19 protein-coding genes are annotated in these 22,985 nt (G+C 73.2%); 10 read left to right on the top strand and 9 right to left on the bottom strand.

Features of this window, described 5'->3' with window-relative positions; genetic code table 11:
* Positions 1–61: 61 nt before the first annotated feature.
* The 3 genes from DEI82_RS15475 to allB are packed head-to-tail and all read right to left on the bottom strand — an operon-like array spanning position 62 to position 4,251.
* Complete coding sequence (locus DEI82_RS15475; RefSeq protein WP_258372105.1) at positions 62–1,708, bottom strand: AtzH-like domain-containing protein; 1,647 nt, start codon at positions 1,706–1,708, stop codon at positions 62–64.
* Positions 1,698–2,882, bottom strand: coding sequence for an acetamidase/formamidase family protein (locus tag DEI82_RS15470; protein ID WP_375334637.1), 1,185 nt, complete (start codon positions 2,880–2,882; stop codon positions 1,698–1,700). Before DEI82_RS15470 ends, DEI82_RS15475 begins: the two co-directional genes overlap by 11 nt.
* Entirely contained in the window at positions 2,875–4,251 is a 1,377-nt protein-coding gene (allB, locus tag DEI82_RS15465; protein ID WP_111037527.1) for an allantoinase AllB, read from the bottom strand. The genes DEI82_RS15470 and allB overlap by 8 nt, the downstream gene beginning before the upstream one ends.
* A 282-nt stretch (positions 4,252–4,533) precedes the next feature.
* Between allB and DEI82_RS15460 the strand changes: the two genes are divergently transcribed.
* Entirely contained in the window at positions 4,534–5,412 is an 879-nt protein-coding gene (locus DEI82_RS15460) for an FAD binding domain-containing protein (protein ID WP_111037526.1), read from the top strand.
* A complete protein-coding gene (locus tag DEI82_RS15455; RefSeq protein ID WP_111037525.1) occupies positions 5,409–8,195 on the top strand; it encodes a molybdopterin cofactor-binding domain-containing protein in 2,787 nt (928 codons plus the stop codon). The genes DEI82_RS15460 and DEI82_RS15455 overlap by 4 nt, the downstream gene beginning before the upstream one ends.
* A 49-nt stretch (positions 8,196–8,244) precedes the next feature.
* Here DEI82_RS15455 and DEI82_RS15450 read toward each other — a convergent pair whose 3' ends face one another.
* Positions 8,245–9,123 carry a ferritin-like domain-containing protein gene (locus DEI82_RS15450; RefSeq protein ID WP_258372104.1) on the bottom strand — a complete coding sequence of 293 codons (879 nt, stop codon included), beginning with the start codon at positions 9,121–9,123 and terminating at the stop codon, positions 8,245–8,247.
* 415 nt (positions 9,124–9,538) lie between these two features.
* On the opposite strand from DEI82_RS15450, the gene DEI82_RS15440 reads away from it, so the two are divergent.
* Positions 9,539–10,543: a hypothetical protein gene (locus tag DEI82_RS15440; RefSeq protein WP_111037523.1), complete on the top strand. Its 1,005-nt coding sequence runs from the start codon at positions 9,539–9,541 to the stop codon at positions 10,541–10,543.
* Here DEI82_RS15440 and DEI82_RS15435 read toward each other — a convergent pair.
* Complete coding sequence (locus tag DEI82_RS15435; RefSeq protein ID WP_111037522.1) at positions 10,437–10,991, bottom strand: AAA family ATPase; 555 nt, start codon at positions 10,989–10,991, stop codon at positions 10,437–10,439. The genes DEI82_RS15440 and DEI82_RS15435 overlap by 107 nt on opposite strands.
* A gap of 129 nt (positions 10,992–11,120) precedes the next feature.
* Between DEI82_RS15435 and DEI82_RS15430 the strand changes: the two genes are divergently transcribed.
* The gene (locus DEI82_RS15430) at positions 11,121–11,567 is read left to right on the top strand and encodes a hypothetical protein (RefSeq protein ID WP_111037521.1); all 447 of its coding nucleotides are present in this window, start codon (positions 11,121–11,123) and stop codon (positions 11,565–11,567) included.
* Between the two features lie 66 nt (positions 11,568–11,633).
* Here DEI82_RS15430 and DEI82_RS15425 read toward each other — a convergent pair whose 3' ends face one another.
* A complete protein-coding gene (locus DEI82_RS15425) occupies positions 11,634–12,932 on the bottom strand; it encodes an amidohydrolase family protein (RefSeq protein ID WP_111037520.1) in 1,299 nt (432 codons plus the stop codon).
* A gap of 134 nt (positions 12,933–13,066) precedes the next feature.
* Between DEI82_RS15425 and DEI82_RS15420 the strand changes: the two genes are divergently transcribed.
* A complete protein-coding gene (locus DEI82_RS15420) occupies positions 13,067–14,500 on the top strand; it encodes an amidohydrolase family protein (protein ID WP_111008978.1) in 1,434 nt (477 codons plus the stop codon).
* A 40-nt stretch (positions 14,501–14,540) separates the two neighbouring features.
* Here the strand turns inward: DEI82_RS15420 and DEI82_RS15415 are convergent, their stop codons facing one another.
* Complete coding sequence (locus tag DEI82_RS15415) at positions 14,541–15,065, bottom strand: AAA family ATPase (RefSeq protein WP_111008977.1); 525 nt, start codon at positions 15,063–15,065, stop codon at positions 14,541–14,543.
* A gap of 115 nt (positions 15,066–15,180) precedes the next feature.
* Between DEI82_RS15415 and DEI82_RS15410 the strand changes: the two genes are divergently transcribed.
* The gene (locus tag DEI82_RS15410) at positions 15,181–16,827 is read left to right on the top strand and encodes an APC family permease (protein ID WP_111027765.1); all 1,647 of its coding nucleotides are present in this window, start codon (positions 15,181–15,183) and stop codon (positions 16,825–16,827) included.
* 78 nt (positions 16,828–16,905) lie between these two features.
* Here DEI82_RS15410 and DEI82_RS15405 read toward each other — a convergent pair whose 3' ends face one another.
* Both DEI82_RS15405 and DEI82_RS15400 read right to left on the bottom strand, forming a co-directional pair.
* Positions 16,906–17,859, bottom strand: coding sequence for a PDR/VanB family oxidoreductase (locus DEI82_RS15405; protein WP_111008975.1), 954 nt, complete (start codon positions 17,857–17,859; stop codon positions 16,906–16,908).
* Positions 17,856–18,485, bottom strand: coding sequence for a helix-turn-helix domain-containing protein (locus DEI82_RS15400; RefSeq protein ID WP_258370156.1), 630 nt, complete (start codon positions 18,483–18,485; stop codon positions 17,856–17,858). Before DEI82_RS15400 ends, DEI82_RS15405 begins: the two co-directional genes overlap by 4 nt.
* A 146-nt stretch (positions 18,486–18,631) precedes the next feature.
* On the opposite strand from DEI82_RS15400, the gene DEI82_RS15395 reads away from it, so the two are divergent.
* From DEI82_RS15395 to DEI82_RS15380, 4 genes are all read left to right on the top strand, one after another.
* Positions 18,632–19,951, top strand: a complete 1,320-nt coding sequence (locus DEI82_RS15395; protein WP_111037519.1) for an amidohydrolase family protein — start codon at positions 18,632–18,634, stop codon at positions 19,949–19,951.
* Between the two features lie 33 nt (positions 19,952–19,984).
* Complete coding sequence (locus tag DEI82_RS15390) at positions 19,985–20,752, top strand: ABC transporter ATP-binding protein (protein ID WP_258368807.1); 768 nt, start codon at positions 19,985–19,987, stop codon at positions 20,750–20,752.
* Positions 20,752–21,621, top strand: a complete 870-nt coding sequence (locus DEI82_RS15385; protein ID WP_111037518.1) for an ABC transporter permease — start codon at positions 20,752–20,754, stop codon at positions 21,619–21,621. Before DEI82_RS15390 ends, DEI82_RS15385 begins: the two co-directional genes overlap by 1 nt.
* A gap of 80 nt (positions 21,622–21,701) precedes the next feature.
* The gene (locus tag DEI82_RS15380; protein WP_111037517.1) at positions 21,702–22,934 is read left to right on the top strand and encodes an ABC transporter substrate-binding protein; all 1,233 of its coding nucleotides are present in this window, start codon (positions 21,702–21,704) and stop codon (positions 22,932–22,934) included.
* Positions 22,935–22,985: the final 51 nt, after the last annotated feature.

Below are 22,985 nucleotides of genomic sequence, written 5' to 3'. Positions count from 1 at the left end.
GGTCGACGCTACTGGGCCGGTCGTTTCAGGCGTGTAACAGGTGCCGCCGACCGGTTGCCGCTCAGCGCCGCGGCGTGCCGAGCGACACGGCGAGGTCGATCAGCGCCACGTCGCGTCCCGGTGGGCCGACGAGGCAGACGCCCACGGGTGCGCCGTCGACCATGAGGAACGGTGCGGACACCGCGGGCAGACCGCCCACCCCGGCGACGGCCGTCATGCGGAGCGTCGCGGCACGGACCACCTGGACGTCCGCCGCGTCGGCCGTGCGCAGCGGCGCGGGGCCGGGCACGGTCGGGAGGCACAGGACCCGTCCGTCGAGCGCGGTCCGGACCGCGGTGCGGAGCTCGGCGAGTCGGCGGCGGGCCGTGGCCTCGGCCGCGGCGTCCACGGCGGCGGCAGCGTCGAAGCGGGCGAGCACGTCCACGCCGAGGGCGTCGCGGTGCCCGGTCACCCAGGCACCGTCGTTCCGCCACGCCTCGGCGGCCTGGACGACGCGGAGGGTCTCGGCGAGCTCGTCGAGCGGCGGCAGCGCGACCTCGTCGGGCTCGAGCCGGGCCGCCGCGAGCCACCGCCGGAAGGCAGCGCCGGTCGCGGGCTGGACCGCGTCGAGGAGCGCTCGGGACACGACCAGGTCGGCGGCGTCGAGGGGCGGGTCGGCGGCGTCTCGGTCCGGGGGCGCATCGGCGGGGCCGGATGCACCGGACGCGACCGCGGCGGCGCGGACGGTCGCGGCGTCCCGGGCCAGCCACCCGATCGTGTCGAACGACTGCGCGAGCGGGAGCAGTCCCTCCCGGTCCACCAGACCGTGCGTCGTCCGGAGCCCCCAGAGCCCCTGGTACGAGGCGGGGACGCGGACGCTCCCGGCCGTGTCGGTGCCGAGCGCCAGATCCGCCTGGCCGAGCGCGACGGCGGCCGCCGGACCGGAGGTCGAGCCGCCCGGCATGCGGTCCGGCGCCGCGCCGTTCGGCGGGGTGCCCGTGTGCGCGTTGCGGCCCGCGATGCTGTAGGCGAACTCGTCGGTCCGGGCGATGCCGGTGATCGAGGCGCCCGCGTCGAGGAGGGCACGGACGGCCGGAGCGTGGGTGGTCGCCGGCAGGGCCTCGCGCTCCCACACCGGGTTCCCCGCACCGACCACCTGCCCGCGGACGGCGAACAGGTCCTTGACCGCGACCCGGACGCCGGCGAGCGGGAGCGCGGTACCGGCGAGCGGGAGCGCTGGGTCCCGCGCTCCTCGGTCCGGCGCCGGCACCGACGCGCCGGGCACCAGGGGGTCGCCGACGACGCGCCAGATCGTCCGGTCGAACGCGGGTGCCCGGCCGGTCACGTGCGCGGCGGCGATGCGCCAGGAGCCCTCCGTGCGGCGCCAGAGCTGGGTCTGGATGCCCCGGCCGCCGCTGTCGACGTGCGACTCGGCCACCACCAGCACGACGTCGTCGGTGAGCGGTCGCAGCTCGGTCCGTCCGATGCTCCGCCCGGGCACACCGCCACGCGACGAGCGGAAGGCGCTGATCCGGTCGTGTCCGACGAGCAGCCCGGCCGCGTCGGCGCGGAGGGTCTCCGGCCCCGGCTCGAAGAGCGCGTCGAGGACCGCGACGTCGTCGGCGAGCAGGGCCGCCTCGTAGCGCTCGAACGCCGCGTGCAGGCCCTCCGGCCAGCTCGGTCCGGCCACCGTCGCGCGCGGGTCGACCCCGCCGACCTCACCGGTCACGGGGCACCGCCGGACGGGGTACCGCGGCACGGGGTACCGCGGCGAAGTCGGCCACGCGGATCGTCGCGTGCACCCCGCACACGAGGTCGACGACCTGCGACACGCGGAAGTCGGTCGCGGCGCTGAGGTACGCGTACGCGATGTGCTCGTCGACACCCCACCGGGCACGGAGGAGCGTGATCGCCTGGCGGACGCACCGCCGGACGGCCTCGTCGAGGTCGGCGTCGAGGCCGGTGGGCACGAGGTACTCCGCGGTCTCGCCGAGCGGTCCGGCGAGCTCACCGAACTCCTGCAGCGCACGCTCGCGCGGCACGACGTCGACCCGGAACGTGGCGCGGAGCGAGGCCTCCATGGCGGTGAGCGCGACCTCGCCGTCCCCCTGCGCGAAGTGCGGGTCGCCGACGTACACCCCGGCGCCCGGGACCTGCACGGGCAGGTGCAGCGTCGTCCCGGCGGTGAGCAGCGCGATGTCGAGGTTGCCGCCGTGCGGGCCGGGCGGCACCGAGTGCGGGCGGAGGTCGTCGGACACCTGCACGCCGACGATCCCGAGGAACGGCCGGAGCGGGAACGTCACGAGGCGCGGACCGTCCTCGGCGACCGGCAGACGGCCGCGCAGCTCGCCGTCGCGCTCGACCACGTCCGCGAACACGCTCACGGGCAGTTCGCCCCGCGGCATCTCGCCCGGGAGCGCCCCGCGGCCGTGCCGGTTCGACACGATCCCGTACGGCACGCGGGGCAGCGCCTCGAGCAGCGTCATCGACACGAGGTCGCCGGGCTCCGCGCCCGCGACGGCGACCGGCCGCGAGACCACGTGCGGCCCGTCGACCGGGTCGCGACGGAGCTCCTCGGTGATCGCGACGGCGTCGTCGAGCACGAACTCCCGCGGGACGCCGTGCCGGGCGAAGAACGCCACCGGATCGCCGCCCTGGTCCGCGAGGATCCCCTCGTGGCTCACGGTGTCGAACGTCACGGTGTCGCCGGGCTGCACGGTCGTGACCGGCCGGTCGTCACGCGCCGGGAGGCGCCCCCACAGCACGTCGCCCGGTCGCGCTTCGACGAGGTGGTCGCCCCGCACCGGTCCGGACCCGGGTTGCAGGACGCCGTCCGGGAGGACCGTCCCCCACTCCGTCACGTCCGCCCGCTCCACGGCGCGTCCCCCCTGCGGCTCAGGCACGGCGGAGCAGCCGTCCTGCGACTGCGGTCACGCCCTGGTCGGCGGTCGCGATCTGCGCGCCGTGCAGCCACGTGCGCGTGACGCGGCCACGGAGGGTCCGTCCGTCGTAGGCCGAGATCGGGTTGCGGTGCTCGAGCGCCTCGACGTGCACGGTGTCCTCGGCGTCGGGGTCGAACTCGACGAGGTGCGCGACGGCGCCGGGCGCGATCGCCGCACGGTCGGTCATGCCGACGAGGGCGGCCGGCCCGGTGGTGAACGCGGGCACGATCCGCTCCAGCGGCACACCCCGCCGGGCCGCCTCGGTCCACGTCGCGCGGAACCCGACCTGGAGGCCCGCGATGCCACCCCACGCGAGGCCGAAGTCGCCGCCGCTCCCCCGCTTGAGGTCGACCGTCGACGGCGAGTGGTCGGTGACGACCATGTCGATCGTGCCGTCGAGCAGGCCCGCCCACAGGGCGTCCTGGTTGCCCGCCTCGCGGATCGGCGGGCAGCACTTGAACTCGGTCGCGCCGTCCGGCACGGACTCCGCGTCGATCGTCAGGTAGTGGGGGCAGGTCTCGACCGTGATCGGCAGGCCCTCGTCCTTGGCGGCACGGAGCATCGGCAGCGCCCCGGCGTCGGACAGGTGCAGGACGTGCGCCCGTGCCCCGGTCGCGCGGACGCCGTCGATCACCCGGGCGATCGCGTCCTCCTCGGCGGCCGGTGGCCGCGACGCCAGGAACGCGCCGTACCCGGTGCCGAGGGCTCCGTCGTCCGCCAGGTGCGCGGGGTCCTCGGCGTGCACGATGAGCACGCCGTCGAACGCCGCGATCTCCGCCAGTGCACGCCGGAGCTGGTCGGCGTCGAGGTGGCCGAACTCGTCGACGCCCGAGGGTGCCAGGAAGCTCTTGAAGCCATACACGCCGGCGTCCCACACGGGCCGGAGCGCACCGAGGTTCTCGGGGACGGCGCCGCCCCAGAACCCGACGTCCACCGCGACCCGACCCTCGGCCCGCTCCCGCTTGACGGCGAGTGCGTCGACGGTGGTGGTCGGGGGCACCGAGTTGAGCGGCATGTCGACGATGGTCGTGACCCCGCCGAGCGCCGCGGCACGGGTGGCCGACGCGAAGCCCTCCCACTCCGTCCGGCCCGGCTCGTTCACGTGCACGTGCGTGTCGACGAGCCCCGGGAGCAGCACGCGGCCGGCCGAGACCTCGACGACCGGCACCTCCACCGGCGCGTCGAGGGGCAGCACGGCGTCGACGAGGCCGTCCCGCACGAGGACCGTGGCCGGACGGAACGCGCCGCCCGTCCAGACGTGGTGGCCGCGGACGGCGACCGGCGCGGTCGCGTGCACCGTGCCTCCCGGATCGGTTCGCTGAGGCTGCATGTCGGGAGGATCGCACAGCCGTGTTTCCGGCATGTCTCGGCGGGTGGGCCGACACCCCGCCAGCCGTAACCGGGCCGAAACACGCCGACCCCTCGGCCGAAACACGCCGACCGTAGCGTCGCTGCACACGAGGTCCGGCGGCGAGCCCGGATCCGGGACGGGAGGTCGCCATGGTCACGCACCGACGACCGCTCGCGGCGTGGAACCGGGGCATGATCGCGCACGGCCGAGGTCCGGTCGTCCCGCGCGTCCCCGTCCCCCTCCCGCAGATCGGATCCGTCCATGGACCTCGTCACCGTCCGCACCGTGCGGACACCCACACACCGCGACGACCTCGCCCTCGCACCCGGTGAGCGACCGCTCGGTGGCGGCACCTGGCTCCACTCCGAGGAGCAGCCGGGCCTGACCGGGCTCGTCGACCTCACGACGCTCGGCTGGCCCGACGTGGAACGCACGAGTGAGACGCTCACGATCGCCGCGACCTGCACGATCGCCACCCTCGTCCGCACCGCCCCCGACCCGGACTGGACCGCGTGGCCGCTCATCGGTCGGTGCGCGAACGCGCTCCTGGCCTCGTTCAAGATCTGGAACGCGGCGACGGTCGGCGGGAACGTCGCGGTCGGGCTCCCCGCGGGAGCGATGATCGCACTCCTCGCGACGCTCGACGCGACGGCCGTCGTGTGGACCCCCGACGGGGCCGAGCACCGGACGGCCGTCGAGCACCTCGTGCAGGGCGTGCGGACGCTCGACCTGCGGGACGGCGAGGTGCTGCGGGCGTTCGAGGTCCCGGTCGCCGCGCTCCGCCACGAGACCGGGTACCGACGGGTGTCGCTCAGCCCGCACGGACGGTCGGGGGCGCTCGTCACCGCGCGCTGGGGGCGTCCGGGTCGGTCGGGCCCGCCCGGGTCCTCCGGCGTCCTCGGCGGCTTCACGCTCGTCGTCACCGCCGCGACACCGCGCCCGGTCGTGCTCCGGTTCGCCGCGGTCCCATCGCACGACGCGCTGGCCGCCGTGCTCGCCGACGTCACCGACTGGTACGACGACCCACACGGGAGCCCCGCGTGGCGCCGCGCGGTCAGCGTGCGGTTCGCACACGAACTCCGGGACGAGGCCGCCGCGTCGGTCGGCGGCCCCACCGGCCGGACCGAGGAGGCGTCGTGAGGCTCCACGTGGACGGCGCCGAGCTCGAGGTCGCCCCGCAGCCCGGTCAGGTCCTCCGGACCCTGCTCCGCGAGCACGGCGTGACGGCCGTCAAGAAGGGCTGCGACTCCGGCGACTGCGGTGCCTGCTCGGTCCTCGTCGACGGCACACCCGTGCACGCGTGCATCACGCCGGCCCATCGGCTCGACGGTGCGACCGTCACCACCGCGGCGGGGCTCGGGACGCCGGAGGACCCGCACCCCGTGCAGCGTGCCTTCGCCGACGCGGCCGCGTTCCAGTGCGGGTTCTGCACCGCCGGGTTCGTCGTCACCGCGTCGACCCTGACCGAGGACGACCACGCCGACCTGCACCGGAAGCTCAAGGGCAACCTCTGCCGCTGCACCGGCTACCGGGCGATCGAGGACGCGCTCGCCGGTGTGCGGAACACCTGCACGCCGACCACCGGCGACGCCGTCGGCACCTCGGTGGCCGCCCCGGCGGCGATGCGCATCGTGACGGGCCGCGAGGAGTACACGCTCGACGTCCGGAAGACCGAGGCGCTCCTGCACGTCGCGGTGCTCGGCAGCCCCCACCCCCACGCACGCATCACCGCGATCGACGTCACGGACGCGGAGGCCCTGCCCGGCGTCCACGCGGTCCTCACCCACCACGACGACCCCGGTGTCCTGTTCTCCACCGGACGCCACGAGTCGCGGCTCGACGACCCCGACGACACCCGCGTGTTCGACCGCGTGCTGCGGTTCCGCGGGCAACGCGTCGCGGCCGTCGTGGCGGACAGCGTGCGCATCGCCGAACAGGCGTGCGAGCACATCCGCGTCGAGTACGAGGTGCTGCCGAGCGTGCACGACCCCGACGCCGCCCGCGCTCCGGGCGCGCCGCTCCTGCACGGCGACAAGACCACGGACGAGCACCGGATCGCGGAGCCGGGTCGGAACGTCGTCGCCGCGTTCCACGACGAGACCGGGGACGTCGAGGCCGCGCTGGCCGCGTCGGCAGCGACCGTCGAGGGCGAGTGGACCACCGGCCGTGTCTCGCACGCGGCGCTCGAGACCCACGCGACCCGCGGGTGGTTCGACGACGACGGCCGACTCGTGCTCCGGACCTCGACGCAGGTGCCGTTCCTGGTCCGCGACGAGATCGCCCGCGTGTTCGGACTCGACCCCGAGCGGGTGCGGGTGCTCGCCAAGCGGGTGGGCGGCGGGTTCGGCGGCAAGCAGGAGATGTTGACCGAGGACCTCGTGACGCTCGCCGTCCTCCGGACCGGTCGGACCGTGCAGTACGAGTACGCGCGACGCGACGAGTTCACGATCGCCCCGACGCGGCACCCGATGCGCGTGCGGGTCCGACTCGGTGCGACCGCCGACGGGGTCCTCACGGCCCTCCATGTCGACGAGACCATGGACACCGGTGCCTACGGCAACCACGGCATCGGCGTCATGTTCCACTCGGTGAGCGAGTCCGTCGCCGTGTACCGGTGCGCGGCCAAGCGCGTCGACGCCGAGTCCGTCTACACGAACAACCTGCCCGGCGGGGCGTTCCGCGGCTACGGACTCGGGCAGGTCGTGTTCGCGATCGAGTCCGCCATGGACGAACTCGCGCGCCGCCTCGGCATCGACCCGTTCACGATGCGCCGCAGGAACGTCATCGTGCCGGGTGATCCGCTCGTCGTCACCGACCCCGACGAGGAGTCCGACCTGCACTTCGACGGCAGCTACGGACTCGACCAGTGCATCGACCTGGTCGAGGGCGCCCTGCGGACCGGACCCGACACCGCCGCGCGGGATGCCCTCGTGCCGCGGATGGACGGCCCCGCGCTTGACCCCGCGTCCGGCGACTGGGCGTTCGGATCGGGCATGGCGCTGGCGGCGATCGCGACCCTGCCCCCGCGCGGCCACCACGCCCACGCCACCGTGGCGCTGACGTCCGAGGGGCGCTACCGGATCGGCGTCGGGACGGCCGAGTTCGGCAACGGCACGACGACGGTGCACGCGCAGCTCGTCGCAACGGCCCTCGGCACCACCCCCGATCGCGTCGACATCCACCAGTCGGACACCGACGCCGCCCGGCACGACACGGGTGCGTTCGGCTCGGCCGGGGTCGTCGTCGCGGGCAAGGCCCTGTACGCGGCCGCCCTCGACCTACGCGAGGCGATGACGGCCCGGGCCCTCGACGTCGTCGCAGCGCGGACTCCGCGGACGGCGTCGGGCATCCTCGGGCCGAGCGTGGCCGTCGAACCGGACGGCATCCGGATCGGGCACGAGTTCGTGTCCGCCGCGGAGCTCCTCGCCGACGGTCCCCTCGTCGCGCACGGCCACCACGACGGCACGCCGCGATCCGTGGCGTTCACGGTGCACGGGATCCGCGTCGCGGTGCATCGACCGACGGGCGAGGTCCGGATCCTGCAGAGCGTCCAGGCGGTCGACGCGGGCACCGTGATGAACCCCGAACAGCTCCGCGGCCAGGTCGAGGGCGGCACCGCGCAGGCGATCGGCTCGTCGCTGTACGAAGAGGTCGTGCTCGATGACACCGGCCGCGTCACGACCGACAGCTTCCGGAACTACCGGGTCCCGAAGATCTCCGACGTGCCGCGGACCGAGGTGGTGTTCGCCGTCACGCACGACCCCCTCGGGCCCCTCGGCGCCAAGTCCATGAGCGAGGCACCCTACAACCCCGTCGCGCCGGCCGTGGCGAACGCGGTCCGCGACGCGATCGGCGTCCGTCCCCACCGCCTCCCGATGACGCGGGACCGGGTCTGGGCGCTCGCGAGCGGGGAGGCGGGCTGAGCGGGGTGGTCGGCACCGCGTCGCGGAGGCGCCTGACGGTGCGCGCGGGTCAGCTCGCCGCGTCGATCGCCACCTCGGGGCCGAGCAGGTGCGGACGGTCGTCCGGTTCCGACGGTTCGCGGGAGGGCCCGCTCCAGAGGGCTGACCGCGCGACGGAACGGAACCGCCGGAGTGCGCGACCCCAGTAGCCGAGCGGTCGCCGTCCGCATGCACGGAGCGCCTCGGCGTGGTCGACGCACAACACCGTCGCAGCTCCGACGGCGACGACCCACCACGCGACCCCGACGGCGGCCCTCGTGAGGTCGGAGGCGTCGGCGAACCCGGCTCGGAGTCCGTCGACCTGGAACCGGAGGTGCTCGCGTTCGTCCGTCCGGATGCGCTCGCCGATCCCGCGCAGGATCGGATCGGGAGCGTGGTCCGCGAGCGCTTCGAAGTACTCGACGGACACCGCTTCGGCGATCATGAACAGCGCGATCTCGGTGCGCAGCCCGAGCAGACGTCGCAGTCGGGTGAACGCCGAGTCGGACCAGTGCCTCCGGAGCGAGGGTGCGCCCATCCGGCGGAGGCCCACGCCGAACAGCGCGGAGTGCTTCTGCTCCTCCGACACGAGCAGCTCCAGGGCCCGCGTGTACACCGGGTCGCCGGCCGCCCTCGCCTTGGACAGCAGCCGGACCCCGTCGCCGCCCTCACCGAGCTCGAGCCGTTGGAACGACCGCACCAACCCACGCCGCTGCCGGTCGCTCAGCACGACGGGAGCCGACCGGTCCCAGTCCCGTTCGAGTCGCTGCTGTCGCGCGGTGTTCGCCTCGAAGTACGCGACCCAGGGGTCGAACCCCGACGACTGCGCGTCCACCAGCGCTGTTCGTGCAGGGTGCTCGGTGCCTGCTGCGGTCCATGTCGTCCCCGCCGCGCTCGACCTGTCGTCCATCACAACTCCCCTCCGTCGGACCGCTGCCGGTCCGCTCCGTCGACGCGCCTCGCTCCGGTGTCGGACCGGGCGCTGGTGGGACGATCGTCGTCGTCGGGGACCCCGCCGTCGTCAGCCGCCCGGACGAGGTCGCTCGGCCGGACGACCGAGTGGACGTCAGTCGACAGGCCTCCAGCACCACCGCCGCGTGCGCGTTGCCTCGGTACCGTCTCCACATGCCGTGCACGTTCATCACCCATCCAGAAGTGACGATCGAACCGATGGCGCGTGTCGAGGACTGGGGCCTCTCGGTAGCGGGACGGGCGCGCGCCGCCCATGCGGTGGAGGTCGTTCCGCGTCCTGCCCACCTCCGCGGCCCCACAGATCCACCGGGCGGAGGACGTCGCGCCGGCCACCGTCCCGCTAGCGTCCTCGGATGACCGTCGCACCGACCAGCCGGAGCCGCACGACCGCACTCGCCGTCGGTGCCGGATCCGCGGCGGTCGGGTTGCTGCCGTGGATCATCACCGGCATGCGGCTGCCGCTGCAGAACCTCTGGGCGTCCGACGTGACCTCGCCGCACCAGATGCCGATCGCGCTCCTGCCGTTCAGCCAGTACGACGTCGCGCTCATGGCGTCGATGCTCGTCGTGGGCGGCGCACTCGCCGGCGTGCTGTTCCGCGCCGTGCGCGTGCCACGGACGATCGGCACGGTGCTGGCCGCGCTGATCGGCGTGTTCGCGCTCGACCTCGTCGCGGTCGTCGAGTCGGCCGTCGTCACGGGGGTCGGACTCCGTCGGCCGACGGGGTACGTGGCGACGTTCGTCACCCCGGAGCAGGTCTATCTGTTCGGGTTGGTGGTCATCGCGCTGTCGGCGACCGTGGTCGCACTCGTCGCCTGTTTGCTCGTCGTCGCTGTTCCGGCCCCCGGGCCCGTGATCGGCATCGCTCTCGCCGCGGCGACGCTGACGGACTGGGCCGACGCACTCGTCGTCCGGCCGACCACGGCACCGCCGACCTGGTCCGCGGATCTGCTGTCCGTGTCCCACCTGCTGCCCGGGCTGGCCGTCGGTGTCGCGGTCGGCTCGTTCTGGCAGCGCCCGTTCGGTCGGCAGATCGTCGGGGCCGTCGTCGCGTTCGGGCTGGCGTGGATCGGACCGACCTCGATCGTGGCGCTGACCGGCGCGCTCGGGTCCCGCGCGCTGCTCACGGTGCCGAGCGAGTTCGCGGACTTCGCGGTCCTCCTGTTCACCACCGAGGCACGGTTGTGGCAGGTGTGGGTCGGGGTCCTGATCGGCGTCATCGTCGCCGTCGCGCTGATCGTCGTGCGGTCCGTCAGAGCGCGAGCGACCGCAACCACGCGTCCGCCTGGCGCTGCGAGCGGAGACGGACGACACGGAGCTGCGGCCAGTCGCGCTCAGCGGCGACGACGTTCGCTCTGATCCGTGCGCGGCCCTTCCAGCCCCAGCGGATGATGTGCTCGGGGTTCCCGAAGAACGTCCGCAGCGGCGGTTCGACGTTGCCGTTCCAGAGCTCGACGCGTCGCACCGACCGTCGGATCGTCCGCAGCACGAGGCGGGACATGTGCAGGAGCACCGGGTAGTCGAGCGCGACGAGCGTGTCCGCACGCGAGACCACGAGGTTGCCGAGTTGCGACGTGTACGCCCACTCGGTGACCCACCTCGGTTCGCGCGTGAACGCGTCGACCGCCTCGACGAAGTCAGGTCGGGGCGTCCAGCCCGGACCGTGGAAGAGCGCGTCGACCTCGGTGTGCGGCAACCCGGCGACGCGTTCGATCTGCTGCGCGAAGGTGGTCTTGCCCGCGCCGGACGGCCCGGCGACCAGGACGCGCTGGGGCGGCGGGGTCAGGCGGTCGGAGGAGTCGAGCACATCCCGACCCTGGACAAGGGCGCCGCTTCCTCGTCCTCGCGGATCTGGCGCCGTCTCCCGCCACCTCGCTGGTCGGGATGCCAGGATGACCTACGGCACGTCGCACCGGCGGCGGTCGGGAAGGCAACGATGTCGAAGCGGACGTACGCGCAGCACCTCCAGGCGATGATCGAGCGCGCCGGGTCCCTCACGGCGCAGGAGGCCGAGGCGCTCGGTCGCCTGTGGAAGGCCGACGAGGACATCGTGCTGCCCGAGCCGAGCTGGGCGTTCGAGATCCAGGGGGGCATCGACGTCCCCGTCGTCACGAACGTGCAGCTCGTCGCCGCCTGGGAGCACGCGCTCCACGCTGCGGGTACCGCGGGCCGAGTCGACGAGATCGAAGCCGCGCAGGACGCCGGCCGTGCGGCTGCACGCGACCTCCGTCACATCCACGACGACGAACTCGCCGAGGACGGCGCGCAGGAAGCCGTCCGTTCCGCGGTACTCGCGGCCGGCGTCCGCGACCTGATCCCGGACGACGAGTACCAGACGCTCACCGCGGCGTGGCGGCGCGTGCTCGGCGAGCTGCCCGCCTGAGCCACACGGGGTCTCCCGTCCGAGGGCGGCGTCGCGCTCCCCGGCCCTGGTGACGCTGGCGGCCTCCTACGCCACCGCAGGCGTCCGAGCCAACCGCTCCCGCAGCCGGGCCGCCAGCTCGCGCTCGTCGGCGCCCACGAGCCTCCCGTCCCGGACGACGACGCGGCCGCCGACGACGACGTGCCGTGGACGGCGACCGGGTGACGCCCAGAGGAGGCCCGCGACCGGGTCGTCCACGCCGGCATCGGCGACGCCCGAGACGTCCCACACGCACAGGTCACCGGCGGTCCCGGCACCCAGGTGACCGAGTTCCGGCCGACCGAGACCGGCCGCCGACCCGGCGGTCGCCATCCCGAGCACCTGGCGGGCCGGGAGCTGCGGGCCGACGAGCGCGGACACCTGCATGGCCAGACGGGCGTCGGCGAGCAGGTGGCCGGCGTCGTTGCTCCCGCCACCGCTCGTCCCGAGTCCGACGGCGATCCCGGCGTCGGCGAGGCGGGCGACCGGCGCGATTCCCCAGCCCATCGGCACGTCGCAGCCCGGCGCGTGCGTCGCGGTGACACCGGCCGCGGCGAGTCGGGTGATCTCGTCGTCCGTGACGTCGCACAGATGCGCGATGGTGACGTCCGGTGCGAGCCAGCCCCACTCCTCCAGGAGGTCGAGGGGGCGTCGGCCGTACCGCTCGAGCGCGATGGCGGTGTCCACCTGTTCGTTCGCCTGCGTCCGCCGCCGGAGGCGGTGGCGCGCGGCGACCTCGCCGAGTGCCAGGAAGGTCTCGCGCGCGTCGGAGTGCACGCCCGCCGGCCCGACCGCGATCTGGAGGCGACCGTCCGGGTCGACGCCGCCCACGGCCTCCAGGTCGAGCAGGGCGCCGACGATCGCGTCGGCCGACGCCGCGGCCTGCTCCGGGTCGTCACGAGCGGAGCCGCGGACGAAGACGAGTCGGCCGCCGAGTGCGCGGACGGCGTCGGCCGTCGCCCGCGCGAGCGCGACGGTGTCCTCGGGCGTGGCGTCGGTGGGCCAGTTGAGGTGGTGGTCGGCGATGGTCGTCACGCCACTCAGGAGGCCCTCGGCGGCTCCCACGGTCGCCGCCAGTCCGTACAGCTCGGGGTCGTGCCCCACTCGTCCGTAGGCGGCGGCCATCGCGGGGAGCCAGTCCGCCATCGGGACCCCACGCGTTCCGGGCAGGGTGCGGAACGCCGTCTGCAACAGATGGTGGTGTGCGTTCACGAGTCCGGGCGTGACGACGCAGCCCGTCGCGTCGAGGGTGGAGGACTCCGCGTGGCCGTCCTCGAGGACGACGTCGCCGCCGCGCTCCGTGCCGGGATCGACGAGGACACGGACGGCGCCGGTGACGGTGAGCATGGGGCCGTTGTAGCAGCGCAGTGTTTCCGGGCGGTGGCGGTGTGTTTCGGCGCGATGACGAGGGGGCGGGACCCGCCGACGCTCGTGACCGACCGGAAACATCCCCGGAACACGTCGCCCCTAGGGTCACAGGCATGGCCCAGACCCTGATCCGTGGCGGGTGGGTGCTCACCGGAGCGCCCGAGTCCGTCCCCGTCGCCGGTGTCCCCGCACACTCCGACGCCTCGCCGACGCCCGCCGCGATCCGTGACGGTGCCGTCCTCGTCGACGGCGATCGCATCGCGGCGGTCGGCACCTACGACGACCTGCGGGCGGCGAACCCACACGCGGTCGTCCGCGGCGGGGCGTACGACATCGTGACGCCCGGGTTCGTGAACACGCACGGGCACTTCAGCGAGGGGCTCATCACCGGCATCGGCTCGCAGTACACGCTGTGGGAGTGGCTGCAGGAACTCATCGCACCCGTCAACCCGGTCATGACGCGGGACAAGGCGTACGCGGGGACGATGCTCCAGGGCATCCAGATGCTCCGCAGCGGCGTGACGACGGCGAACGACATGTTCTGCTCGGACCCGATCCCGGGCGACCCCGCCACACCGGGCGTCGTCCAGGCGCTCGACGAGCTGGGGCTCCGCGGCGTGCTCTCGTTCGGGTCCGGTGACGTCGACCGGGACTTCGGGCCCGCGCCGATCCTCGACGAACTCCGTGTGCTGGAGGAGGCAACGGCCGCGAGCCGGTACAGCTCGTTCCGCGTCGGGATCTCCTCCATCGGCCGCTACACGGACGCCGCGTGGGAGCAGCACATCGGGTACGCGGTGGACGGCGGCCACGGCATCCACATCCACATCCACGAGGTGCGCGAGGAGGTCACCGCGGCGCGACAGCGCACCGGCAAGACCGTCGTCGGGCACGCGGCGGCCACCGGCATGTTCGCCGTCCCCGTGATCGCCGCGCACAGCGTGTGGGTGGACCGGGAGGACCGGCAGCTCTACGCGGAGCACGGCGTCGGCGTCGCACACAACCCGGTCGCGAACGGCATCCTGGCGAGCGGCATCGCGCCCGTCGCCGAACTCCGCGCCCTCGGCGTCCCGGTCGGCATCGGCGTGGACGGTCCCGCCTCGAACGACTCCCAGGACTTCCTGCAGGCGATGAAGACCGCGGCGCTGCTCGCCCGGATCCGCGATCTGCAGGCGACCGCGATGAGCGCCCGCGAAGCGTTCGAGATGGGCACCATCGGCGGCGCCCGGGCACTGCGGATGGACGGCGAGATCGGCTCGCTCGAGCCCGGCAAGCGCGCGGACGTCGTCGTGTTCGACGGCGACAGCCCGGCGCTGGCGAACGTGCACGACCCCTACCAGGCGGTCGTGTTCGTCGCCGGGAGCCGCGAGGTCAAGGACGTGTGGGTCGACGGCGAGCTGAGCCTCGCCGATGGCGAGGTCACGCGCGTCGATCCGGCCGAGGCCGTCGCGCGGGCTCGGCCGCTGGCCCAGCGGCTCGTCGCCGAGGCGGGGTTGTCCCGGCTGTCCGCGCTCGGCGGGGCCCCGCTCGAGGGCACGGAGCGGCCCTGAATCGGGAGGCCCGTGGGCACGGGCCCGCAGGCCTCCGGCCCTAGCCGGCGCGGACCGCTGCGGCGATCCGCTGCGCCGCCTGCGTCGGGTCGATGTGCGTCGTGTCGACCACCTCCGCCTCGGCGTGGAGCCAGGTGCGAGCGGCCTCGGCGTAGGGCTCCAGGCGCGAGAAGCGGAACGTCGACGGGCCGAGGACCGGGTCGTTCTGGATCCGGTCGCGGATCGTCTCCTGGTCGGCGTGCAGGACGAAGTGGCGGACCGGGATGTCATGCGCGGCGAGGCCGTCGCTGATCTCGCGCCAGTACCGCTCGACCAGGACGGTCATCGGCATGACGAGGATCCCACCGGTGTACTGCAGCACGCGTCGGGCGGTCTCGACGACGAGCGGTCGCCAGGGCGCCCAGTGCTGGAAGTCGTCGGTCGCCGGGAGGCCCGGTCGGATGTCCATGAGGACCTCACCGACCTTCTCGGCGTCGAGGACGCGCGCGTCCGGGAGCATCTGCTGCACGAGCGCGCTCGTCGTCGTCTTCCCCACACCGTGGGTGCCGTTGATCCACACGATCATGCGCGGGACTGTACCGGTCGCACATGCCGACACGGACCTCCCGGATGTCGGCGCGCCGTGGTCCACGGGCGGCTCGAGTCGTGCCAACCGACGTGGATCGGGGTACGACGGGTGCATGGTCAGCGCGAGTCCGGTCCCCCAGTCCGCCACGAGCGAGGACAGCCACCTCAAGCAGCGGCTCGGCTACTGGTCCCTGGTCGCCACGGGAATCGGCAGCGTCATCGGTTCCGGCTGGCTGTTCTCCGCGATGTACGCCGCACAGACGGCGGGGCCGGCAGCGCTCATCGCGTGGGTGATCGGCGGCGCGGTCATGCTCGCGGTCGCACTCGTGTTCGCCGAGCTCGGCATGGTGCACCCCGAATCCGGTGGGCTGGTCCGGTACCCGCTGTACTCGAACGGGCGCTTCGCCGCGAGCATCGTGGGCTGGAGCATGTGGGTCACCTACGTCGCGAACCCGCCGACCGAAGCGTCCGGGGTCGTCCAGTACGCCAGCTCGTACATCCCCGGGCTCTTCCGCCACGGCCAGCTGACGTTCCCCGGGATCCTCGTCGCCATCGGCCTCATGGCGGTGTTCGTCGTCGTCAACTACTTCGGTGTGCAGTTCTTCGCACGCAGCAACAACATCGTCACCGCGGTCAAGATCTGCATCCCGACACTGACCATCGTCATGCTGTTCGCGAGCGGGTTCACGCACAGCGGTGGCGCGGGTGGCACGCACAACTTCGCCGCCGGCGGCGGGTTCGCCCCGTACGGCATCGGCGCGGCCCTCGGCACCATCGCGACCGCGGGCATGGTGTTCGCCTACACCGGCTTCCGCAACATCGTCGAGCTGTCGGGCGAGGCCCGGAACCCGCACCGGAACATCCCGGCCTCACTCGTCACGACGATCCTCGCGGCGATCGCGCTCTACCTGCTGCTGCAGCTCGCGTTCATCTTCGGCGTGCCGCAGCACCTGCTCGGCAAGGGCTGGAGCGGCATCGACTTCAACTCGCCCTTCGCGCAGCTCGCCATGCTCCTGGGCATGACCTGGCTGTACTGGGTCCTCATCGCCGACTCCATGGTCTCGCCGTCGGGTTCGGGCATCGTCTTCACGGCGTCGAACGCGCGCAACATGTTCGGCCTGGCGAAGAACCGGTTCTTCCCCTCCTGGTTCGCCAAGGTGCACCCGGGATCCGGCGTGCCGCGGCGGGCGCTCATCACGAACTTCCTGGTGGGCATCCTGTTCCTGCTCCCCCTGCCGAGCTGGCACGCGATCATCGGCGTGACGGGCACGCTCATCGCGTTCACGTTCTCGATCGGATCCGTGTCGGTCGTCGCGTTCCGTCGGTCGGGTCTGGCGGACCGCGCGGCACGCCTGCCCGGGATGTCGGTGATCGCGCCGTTCGCGTTCGTCGTGAGCGCGCTCGTCATCTACTGGGTGCCGTGGTCCGAGCTGGTCCTCACCATCCCGATCATCGTCGTCGGACTCATCTGGTACGCGGTCACGTACGCCCTGCAGCACCACGGTGCGGGTGAGGTCGTCGGCGGCATCTGGCTCGTCGCGTACCTCGCCGTCGTTTACGGCATGTCGGCGATCGGGAGCTTCGGCGGCCTCGGCCTCATCGGGGCGCCGTGGGACTCCGTCGTGCTCGCGGTGCTCGCGGCCGGCCTGTACGTGTGGGGCACGCAGTCCGGGATCCGCTACATGCGCTCGCGTCCCGAACTCGTCGACGAGCTCCGCGCGCAGCGGATCGACGCGGCGCCGTCCCCGTCACAGCCGTAGGGCGCGCCCGGACGACGAGCGCGCCGAGCAGCGACAGCGCAGTCGTCGTCGGCGCGCGCCCTCCGGCAGCGATGGGCCCTACAGGTCGAGCACGAGCCGGGGGCAGCCGCCGCGCGCCCGCGACACGCAGATCATCATCGTCCGCCCCTCGGCGTGCTCCTCGGCGCTGAGCACGGTGTCCCGGTGCTCGACCTCCCCCTCGAGCACGGGGGTCTCGCAGGTGCCGCACGTGCCCTCGCGGCACGACGACAGCACGAGCACGCCGGCGTCCTCGACGACGTCGAGCAGCGACCGGTCGGGAGGCACGGTGACGGTGATCCCCGACAGCGCCAGTTCCGCCTCGAACGGCTCCCCCGGTGCGGTGGCGTCGTCGGCGGCCGTGAACCGCTCGACGCGGACGGCGTCAGGGCCGCGGTGGGCGCCGGCCGCCACGACCGCGTCCACGAGCCGCCGCGGCCCGCACGCGTAGACGACCGCGTCCGAGGGTCCCGCGAGCAGGCCCGGCACGTCGAGCCGGGTGCCCTCGTCGCCCGGGTAGAGCCGGACCTCGGCGGGGTGTGCGGCGGCGAGGTCCGCCGCGAACGCCATCCCCGCCCGGTCCCGTCCCGCGTAGTGCAGGGTCCACGGGGTGCCGTCGGCCTCGGCCAGGGCGATCATCGGCAGGATCGGCGTGATCCCGATGCCGCCGGCCACGAACACCGCCGGGCGCGCGGGGTCGAACGCGAAGTGGTTGCGCGGACCGCGGACGGCCACGGTCTCGCCGGGCACGAGGACGTCGTGCACGGCGGCGGACCCCCCGCGGCCCTCCTGCTCGCGGAGCACGGCGACGCGCCAGTGCCCGTCCGCGGTCGTGGCGACGAGGGAGTACTGCCGCTCGAGCCCGGGGCGCACCTCGAGGTCGACGTGCGCCCCCGGGGTCCAGGCGGGCAGCGGTGCCGCGTCCACCGGAGCGAGGTCGAGGGTGACGACGTCCCGGGCCACCGCGGTCCTGGCCGCGACCCGGACGGCGATGCGGGCCTCCTGCGCGCTCATGCGGCACCTCCGGTCGGCGCGGGCGTCTGCTTGACGACGATGAGGTGGAACCGCTCGCCGTCGGCGCTGCACCATCGGTGCGGCGTGCCGCCGCGGTAGTACGCGGAGTCGCCGACGCCGAGCCGCGTCACGTCCCCGGCGAGGTCGAGGAGCACCGCCCCGGCCACGACGGTGAGGAACTCGTCCTCGTGGTGTTCGTAGTGCTCGCCGGGATCGGTGTCCGCGCCGATCCACTCGAGGGGCTCGAACGCGTGGCTGCCGCCGTGCACGAGCAGGCGGGCCGATCCCAGGGCGAACGGGCTCCGGGCACCCTCGTGGGCGCGGACGACCTCGGGGCGCGGGTCGTCGGGCTCGCGGAGCTGCGGGTCACCGGCGGCGAGCAGCGCGACCTGGCTCGTGCCGAGGGCGCCGGCGATGCGGTCGAGCGACACCATGCTCGCTCGGGTGTGACCGCGCTCGAGCTGGCTGAGGAACGAGTGCGACAGTCCGCTCCGGTCGGCGAGCTGCACGAGCGTCAGGGACCGGCCACGTCGGAGTTCACGGATGTGCTGGCCGATCCGGCGGGCCTGCTCGTCGACGACGCGCGTGCCGGCGGCGTCGGGGTCGACGACCTCGGTGGTGACCACGGGCTCCTCCATCGTGCTGCCCCCTACGGGCGGCGTCGCGGGTCGTTACATGCGGCAACGGGGGCGAAACGCGCGGGAAACGTGGCCGCCCTAGCATCGGCGATGTTGATGCGATCAACATTTTGGCACACGAGCGGAGGGATCCCGTGAGCGCGACACTGCCCCGGCCACTGGCACTCCTGCGCCACGGACTGCTGCCCGACGGGCGCCGTGTCGACATCGCGATCGAGGGCGGCACGGTGTCCGATGTCGCCCCGGCCGGCACGCTCACGGCGGACGCCGACGCCACCCTCGACCTCGAGGGGCGTCTGCTCCTCACGGCCGCCGCGGAGCCCCACGCGCACCTCGACAAGGCGCTGAGCTTCGACCGGATCCGACCCCCGCTCGGTGACCTCGGCTCGGCCATCGGCGCCTGGATCGCCCACGCGGCGGACATGACCGTCGACGACATCGCCGACCGGGCCCGCACCCAGGCCCTCGCGATGCTCGCCACGGGCACGACCGCGGTCCGCACGCACGTCGACGTGCTCAGCGGCGACGGAACGGCCACGACCGACCAGGCCACCCGCGGCGCACGAGCGCTGCTCCGGGTGCGGCGTGAACTCGCCGGCCTCATGGACATCGAGCTCGTCGCACTCGCCGGTCACCGCGCGCCGGACGCGCACATCGAAGCGGTGCTCGACCTCGGGGTGGACCTCGTCGGCGGTGCCCCGCACCTCGCCGACGACCCGGACGCCGATCTCGACCGCCTCCTCGCGATCGCGGCGCGGCGCGGACTCGGCGTCGACATGCACGCCGACGAGAGCCTCGACGGCCCGGTCACGCTCGACCGCTACGCGCGGACGGTGCGGGACTGGCCACGGGACCGGCAGTACTCGGCGGGACACTGCGTGCGTCTCGGCACCCTGTCGCCGCAGCGCCGCGCCGAGGTGATCGAGGACGTGCTCGCCGCGGACCTCGGCGTCATCACACTCCCGATCACGAACCTGTACCTGCAGGGCTGGCAGCACCCGGTGTCGACGCCGCGCGGTCTGACGGCGCTCCGGGCGCTCCTCGACGCCGGCGTCCGGGTGGCGGCCGGAGCGGACAACGTGCGGGACCCGTTCAACCCGGTCGGGCGGTCGGACGCGCTCGAGACCGCCTCGCTGCTCGTGACCGCGGGACACCTCACGCCGGAGGAGGCGTACCGGCTCGTCAGCGACGGCGCCCGCAGTGTCATGGGCCTCCCGCCCGCCGGGGCGGTGCCGGGTGCGCGGGCCGAGTTCCTGGCCATCGCCGCGTCGAGCCTCATCGAGGCCATCGCCGAGGCCCCCGCGGACCGGCTCGTCGTCGCGCACGGCCGGCTCGTCGCGGTCACCGAGGTCCACCGCTCCGTCGCCGCGCCCACCCCCGCGCCGACCGCCCCCGGCGACACCGTTCCCGCCGACCCCACCCCCGCAACCGCCACCCCGGCACCCACCGCCTGACCCAGCCCGATCCACCAGAACGAAGAGGTAGCCGTGACCACCACCGCACCCGCGCCCGTCACGTCGACGGACACGCTGCTCGACTTCGGGAACGTCGAGATGACGTTCCCGAACGGGACCATCGCCCTCCAGGGCGTCGACCTGACGGTCGACCGCGGCGAGTTCGTGTCCGTCGTCGGCCCGTCCGGCTGCGGCAAGTCGACCCTCCTCCGGATCGCCTCCGGACTCGAGACCGCGTCCGACGGGACCGCGTCGGTCGGGGCCTCCCGGATCGGGTACGTGTTCCAGGACGCGACCCTGCTCCCCTGGCGCACCGTGCAGGGGAACGTGGAGCTGCTCGCGGAACTCGGCCACGTCGGCAAGGCGGAGCGGGCCGAGAAGGCGCGCCGGGCGATCGACCTCGTCGGACTGAACGGGTTCGAGACGAACCTGCCGAAGCAGCTGTCGGGCGGCATGCGGATGCGCGTGTCCCTCGCCCGGTCGCTCACCCTCGACCCGGAGCTGTTCCTGTTCGACGAGCCCTTCGGCGCGCTCGACGAGATCACGCGCGAGCGCCTCAACGACGAACTGCTCCGCCTGTTCGTCGAACAGCGCTTCGCCGGGCTGTTCATCACGCACTCGGTGTCCGAGGCCGTCTACCTGTCGACGAAGGTCATCGTCATGTCCGGCCGTCCCGGCACGGTCGTCCGACGCTTCGACGTCCCGTTCCCGATGCCACGGGACCCGGACATCCGCTTCACGCCCGAGTTCGCCGAACTCGTCGGCGAGGTCTCGCACGCGCTCCGGGAAGGACACCGCTGATGGTCACGCTGCAGGAGGTCGCCGAGACCCGCACCGCCCGAGCGGCCGCCCGCCAGACACGCAGCAGGACACGGCCCGCCGTCATGTGGTGGCAACCCGTGGCCGTGTTCGTCGTCCTCATCGCCCTCTGGTACGTCGCCGCGACGTACTACGACAAGGCGAAGAACTTGGCGTTCCTCGTCCCCTACCCGCACCTCGTCGCCAAGGCGATCGTCTGGGACACGAGTCCCGACGGCACGCCCTCCGGGTTCGACGGGCAGCTGTGGCAGGCGCTCGCGCGGACGGCCCTGGTGTCCCTGACCGGGCTCGCGATCGCGATCGTCATCGGCGTCGTCTGGGCGATGCTGATGGCGCAGGCGAGGTGGCTCGAGAACTCGCTGTACCCGTACGCCGTCGTGCTCCAGTGCGTGCCGATCCTGGCGCTCGTCCCGCTGATCGGTGCCCTGTTCGGGTACGAGTTCGCCAGCCGCGTCATCGTCACCGTGATGATCGCGCTGTTCCCGATGGTGTCGAACACGCTGTTCGGTCTGCAGTCGGCCGACCGCGGGGCGCGCGAGCTGTTCCGGCTCCAGCACGCCGGCCGCGGCGCCCAGCTGCTCAAGCTGCAGATCCCCGCCGCCCTGCCGTCGATCTTCGTCGGACTGCGGACGTCGGCCGGGCTCTCGGTGATCGGCGCGATCGTCGGCGACCAGTTCTTCCAGCGCGGCAACCCGGGCCTCGGCGTCCTCATCCAGGTGACCGCGTCGCGGCTCATGGGCCCCGAGCTCTACGCGACGATCATCGTCGCCTCGCTCTTCGGCGTCGCCGTGTTCCTCGTCTTCGGCCTCATCGGGCGTCTCGCCGTCGGCCGCTGGCACGACTTCGGCTGAGTTCCCGCCCCCATCGTCTCCCCCTCCCACCACACCCTGCACCCCGCACCACCCCGACCTGCACCACGAACGGAGCACCCATGCGCAGCAGAACCCGTCTCGGCGTCGTCGCCGCAGCCCTCGGCGTCACCGCCCTCGCCCTCACCGGCTGTTCGACGAGCACGTCGGACAGCGCCGGCGCCGCGACCACGTCGTCCGCCGCGAAGGGCCCGGCCGTCGACCTGTCCGGCGTCTGCCCCTCGACCGTCGTCGTCCAGACGGACTGGAACCCCGAAGCCGACCACGGGCACCTCTACCAGATGCTCGGGGCGAACCCGAAGATCGACGCCTCGGGCAAGTCCGTCACGGGCGACCTCATGGCGAACGGCAAGTCGACGGGTGTGCAGCTCGAGATCCGCGCGGGCGGTCCCGCGATCGGCTACTCCACGGTGAGCTCGCAGATGTACCAGGACAAGTCGATCACGCTCGGCTACGTCTCCACGGACGAGGCCGTCGAGTTCTCCGGCAACCTGCCCACCACCGCGGTGTTCGCCGAGAACGACGAGTCGCCCATGGTCCTCATGTGGGACCCGGCGACGTACAAGAGCGTCGACAGCATCAAGAGCCTCGGCAAGGCGCTCAAGGCCAAGGGCGGCGTCGTCCGCTACTTCAGCGGCGCCGCGTACATGACCTACCTGGCACAGGCGGGCTACCTGCCGACGAGCGTCCAGGACGGCAGCTACGACGGCACGCCGTCGAAGTTCGTGACCGCAGGCGGCAAGGACGCGCAGCAGGGCTTCGCGACCGCCGAGCCGTACATCTACCAGCACGAGGTGGCGGCCTGGGGCAAGAAGCTCGACTCCTCGCTCGTCTCGAGCACGGGGTGGAACCCCTACCCCGAGACCATGTCCGTCCGCTCGGGCGACCTGGCGAAGCTCACCCCGTGCCTGAAGAAGCTCGTGCCGGTCATGCAGCAGGCCGACGTGGACTACTTCAAGAACCCGACACCGACGAACGACCTCATCGACACGCTCGTGCAGGACTACAACAACGGCTGGACCTACGACGCCAAGGTCGGTGCGTTCGCCGTCCAGCAGATGAAGAAGCTCAAGGTCGCCACGGACGGCAGCAACGGCTACGTCGGCGACATGGACGCCAGCCGGCTGAACTCGTTCATCACCAAGGCGGCGCCGATCTTCGAGAAGTCCGGCGGCCACGTCCAGTCGGGGCTCACGGCCGACGACCTGTACACCAACCAGTTCATCGACAAGAAGATCGGGGCCGCCTTGGTGATGAACGAGTTCAGCCGGCTGGCGTCCATGTCGCTGACGTAGCCGTTGCTGCCGTCCGTGGCGACCTTGAGCTTCTTCATCTGCTGGACGGCG

The organism is Curtobacterium sp. MCBD17_019 (assembly GCF_003234555.1).
Classification (GTDB): Bacteria; Actinomycetota; Actinomycetes; order Actinomycetales; family Microbacteriaceae; genus Curtobacterium.
Note: the sequence above shows the minus strand (reverse complement) of the source record. Positions and strands in the feature narration are given on the sequence as shown.

What these genes read in the sequence shown, in the direction of transcription:
- allB (WP_111037527.1), bottom strand. Translation starts at nt 4,251, where the DNA reads ATGCAGCCTCAGCGAACCGATCCGGGAGGCACGGTGCACGCGACCGCG.
- DEI82_RS15430 (WP_111037521.1), top strand. Translation starts at nt 11,121, where the DNA reads ATGTCGAAGCGGACGTACGCGCAGCACCTCCAGGCGATGATCGAGCGC.
- DEI82_RS15410 (WP_111027765.1), top strand. Translation starts at nt 15,181, where the DNA reads ATGGTCAGCGCGAGTCCGGTCCCCCAGTCCGCCACGAGCGAGGACAGC.
- DEI82_RS15405 (WP_111008975.1), bottom strand. Translation starts at nt 17,859, where the DNA reads ATGAGCGCGCAGGAGGCCCGCATCGCCGTCCGGGTCGCGGCCAGGACC.
- DEI82_RS15415 (WP_111008977.1), bottom strand. Translation starts at nt 15,065, where the DNA reads ATGATCGTGTGGATCAACGGCACCCACGGTGTGGGGAAGACGACGACG.
- DEI82_RS15385 (WP_111037518.1), top strand. Translation starts at nt 20,752, where the DNA reads ATGGTCACGCTGCAGGAGGTCGCCGAGACCCGCACCGCCCGAGCGGCC.
- DEI82_RS15425 (WP_111037520.1), bottom strand. Translation starts at nt 12,932, where the DNA reads ATGCTCACCGTCACCGGCGCCGTCCGTGTCCTCGTCGATCCCGGCACG.
- DEI82_RS15380 (WP_111037517.1), top strand. Translation starts at nt 21,702, where the DNA reads ATGCGCAGCAGAACCCGTCTCGGCGTCGTCGCCGCAGCCCTCGGCGTC.
- DEI82_RS15460 (WP_111037526.1), top strand. Translation starts at nt 4,534, where the DNA reads ATGGACCTCGTCACCGTCCGCACCGTGCGGACACCCACACACCGCGAC.
- DEI82_RS15450 (WP_258372104.1), bottom strand. Translation starts at nt 9,123, where the DNA reads ATGGACGACAGGTCGAGCGCGGCGGGGACGACATGGACCGCAGCAGGC.
- DEI82_RS15420 (WP_111008978.1), top strand. Translation starts at nt 13,067, where the DNA reads ATGGCCCAGACCCTGATCCGTGGCGGGTGGGTGCTCACCGGAGCGCCC.
- DEI82_RS15440 (WP_111037523.1), top strand. Translation starts at nt 9,539, where the DNA reads ATGACCGTCGCACCGACCAGCCGGAGCCGCACGACCGCACTCGCCGTC.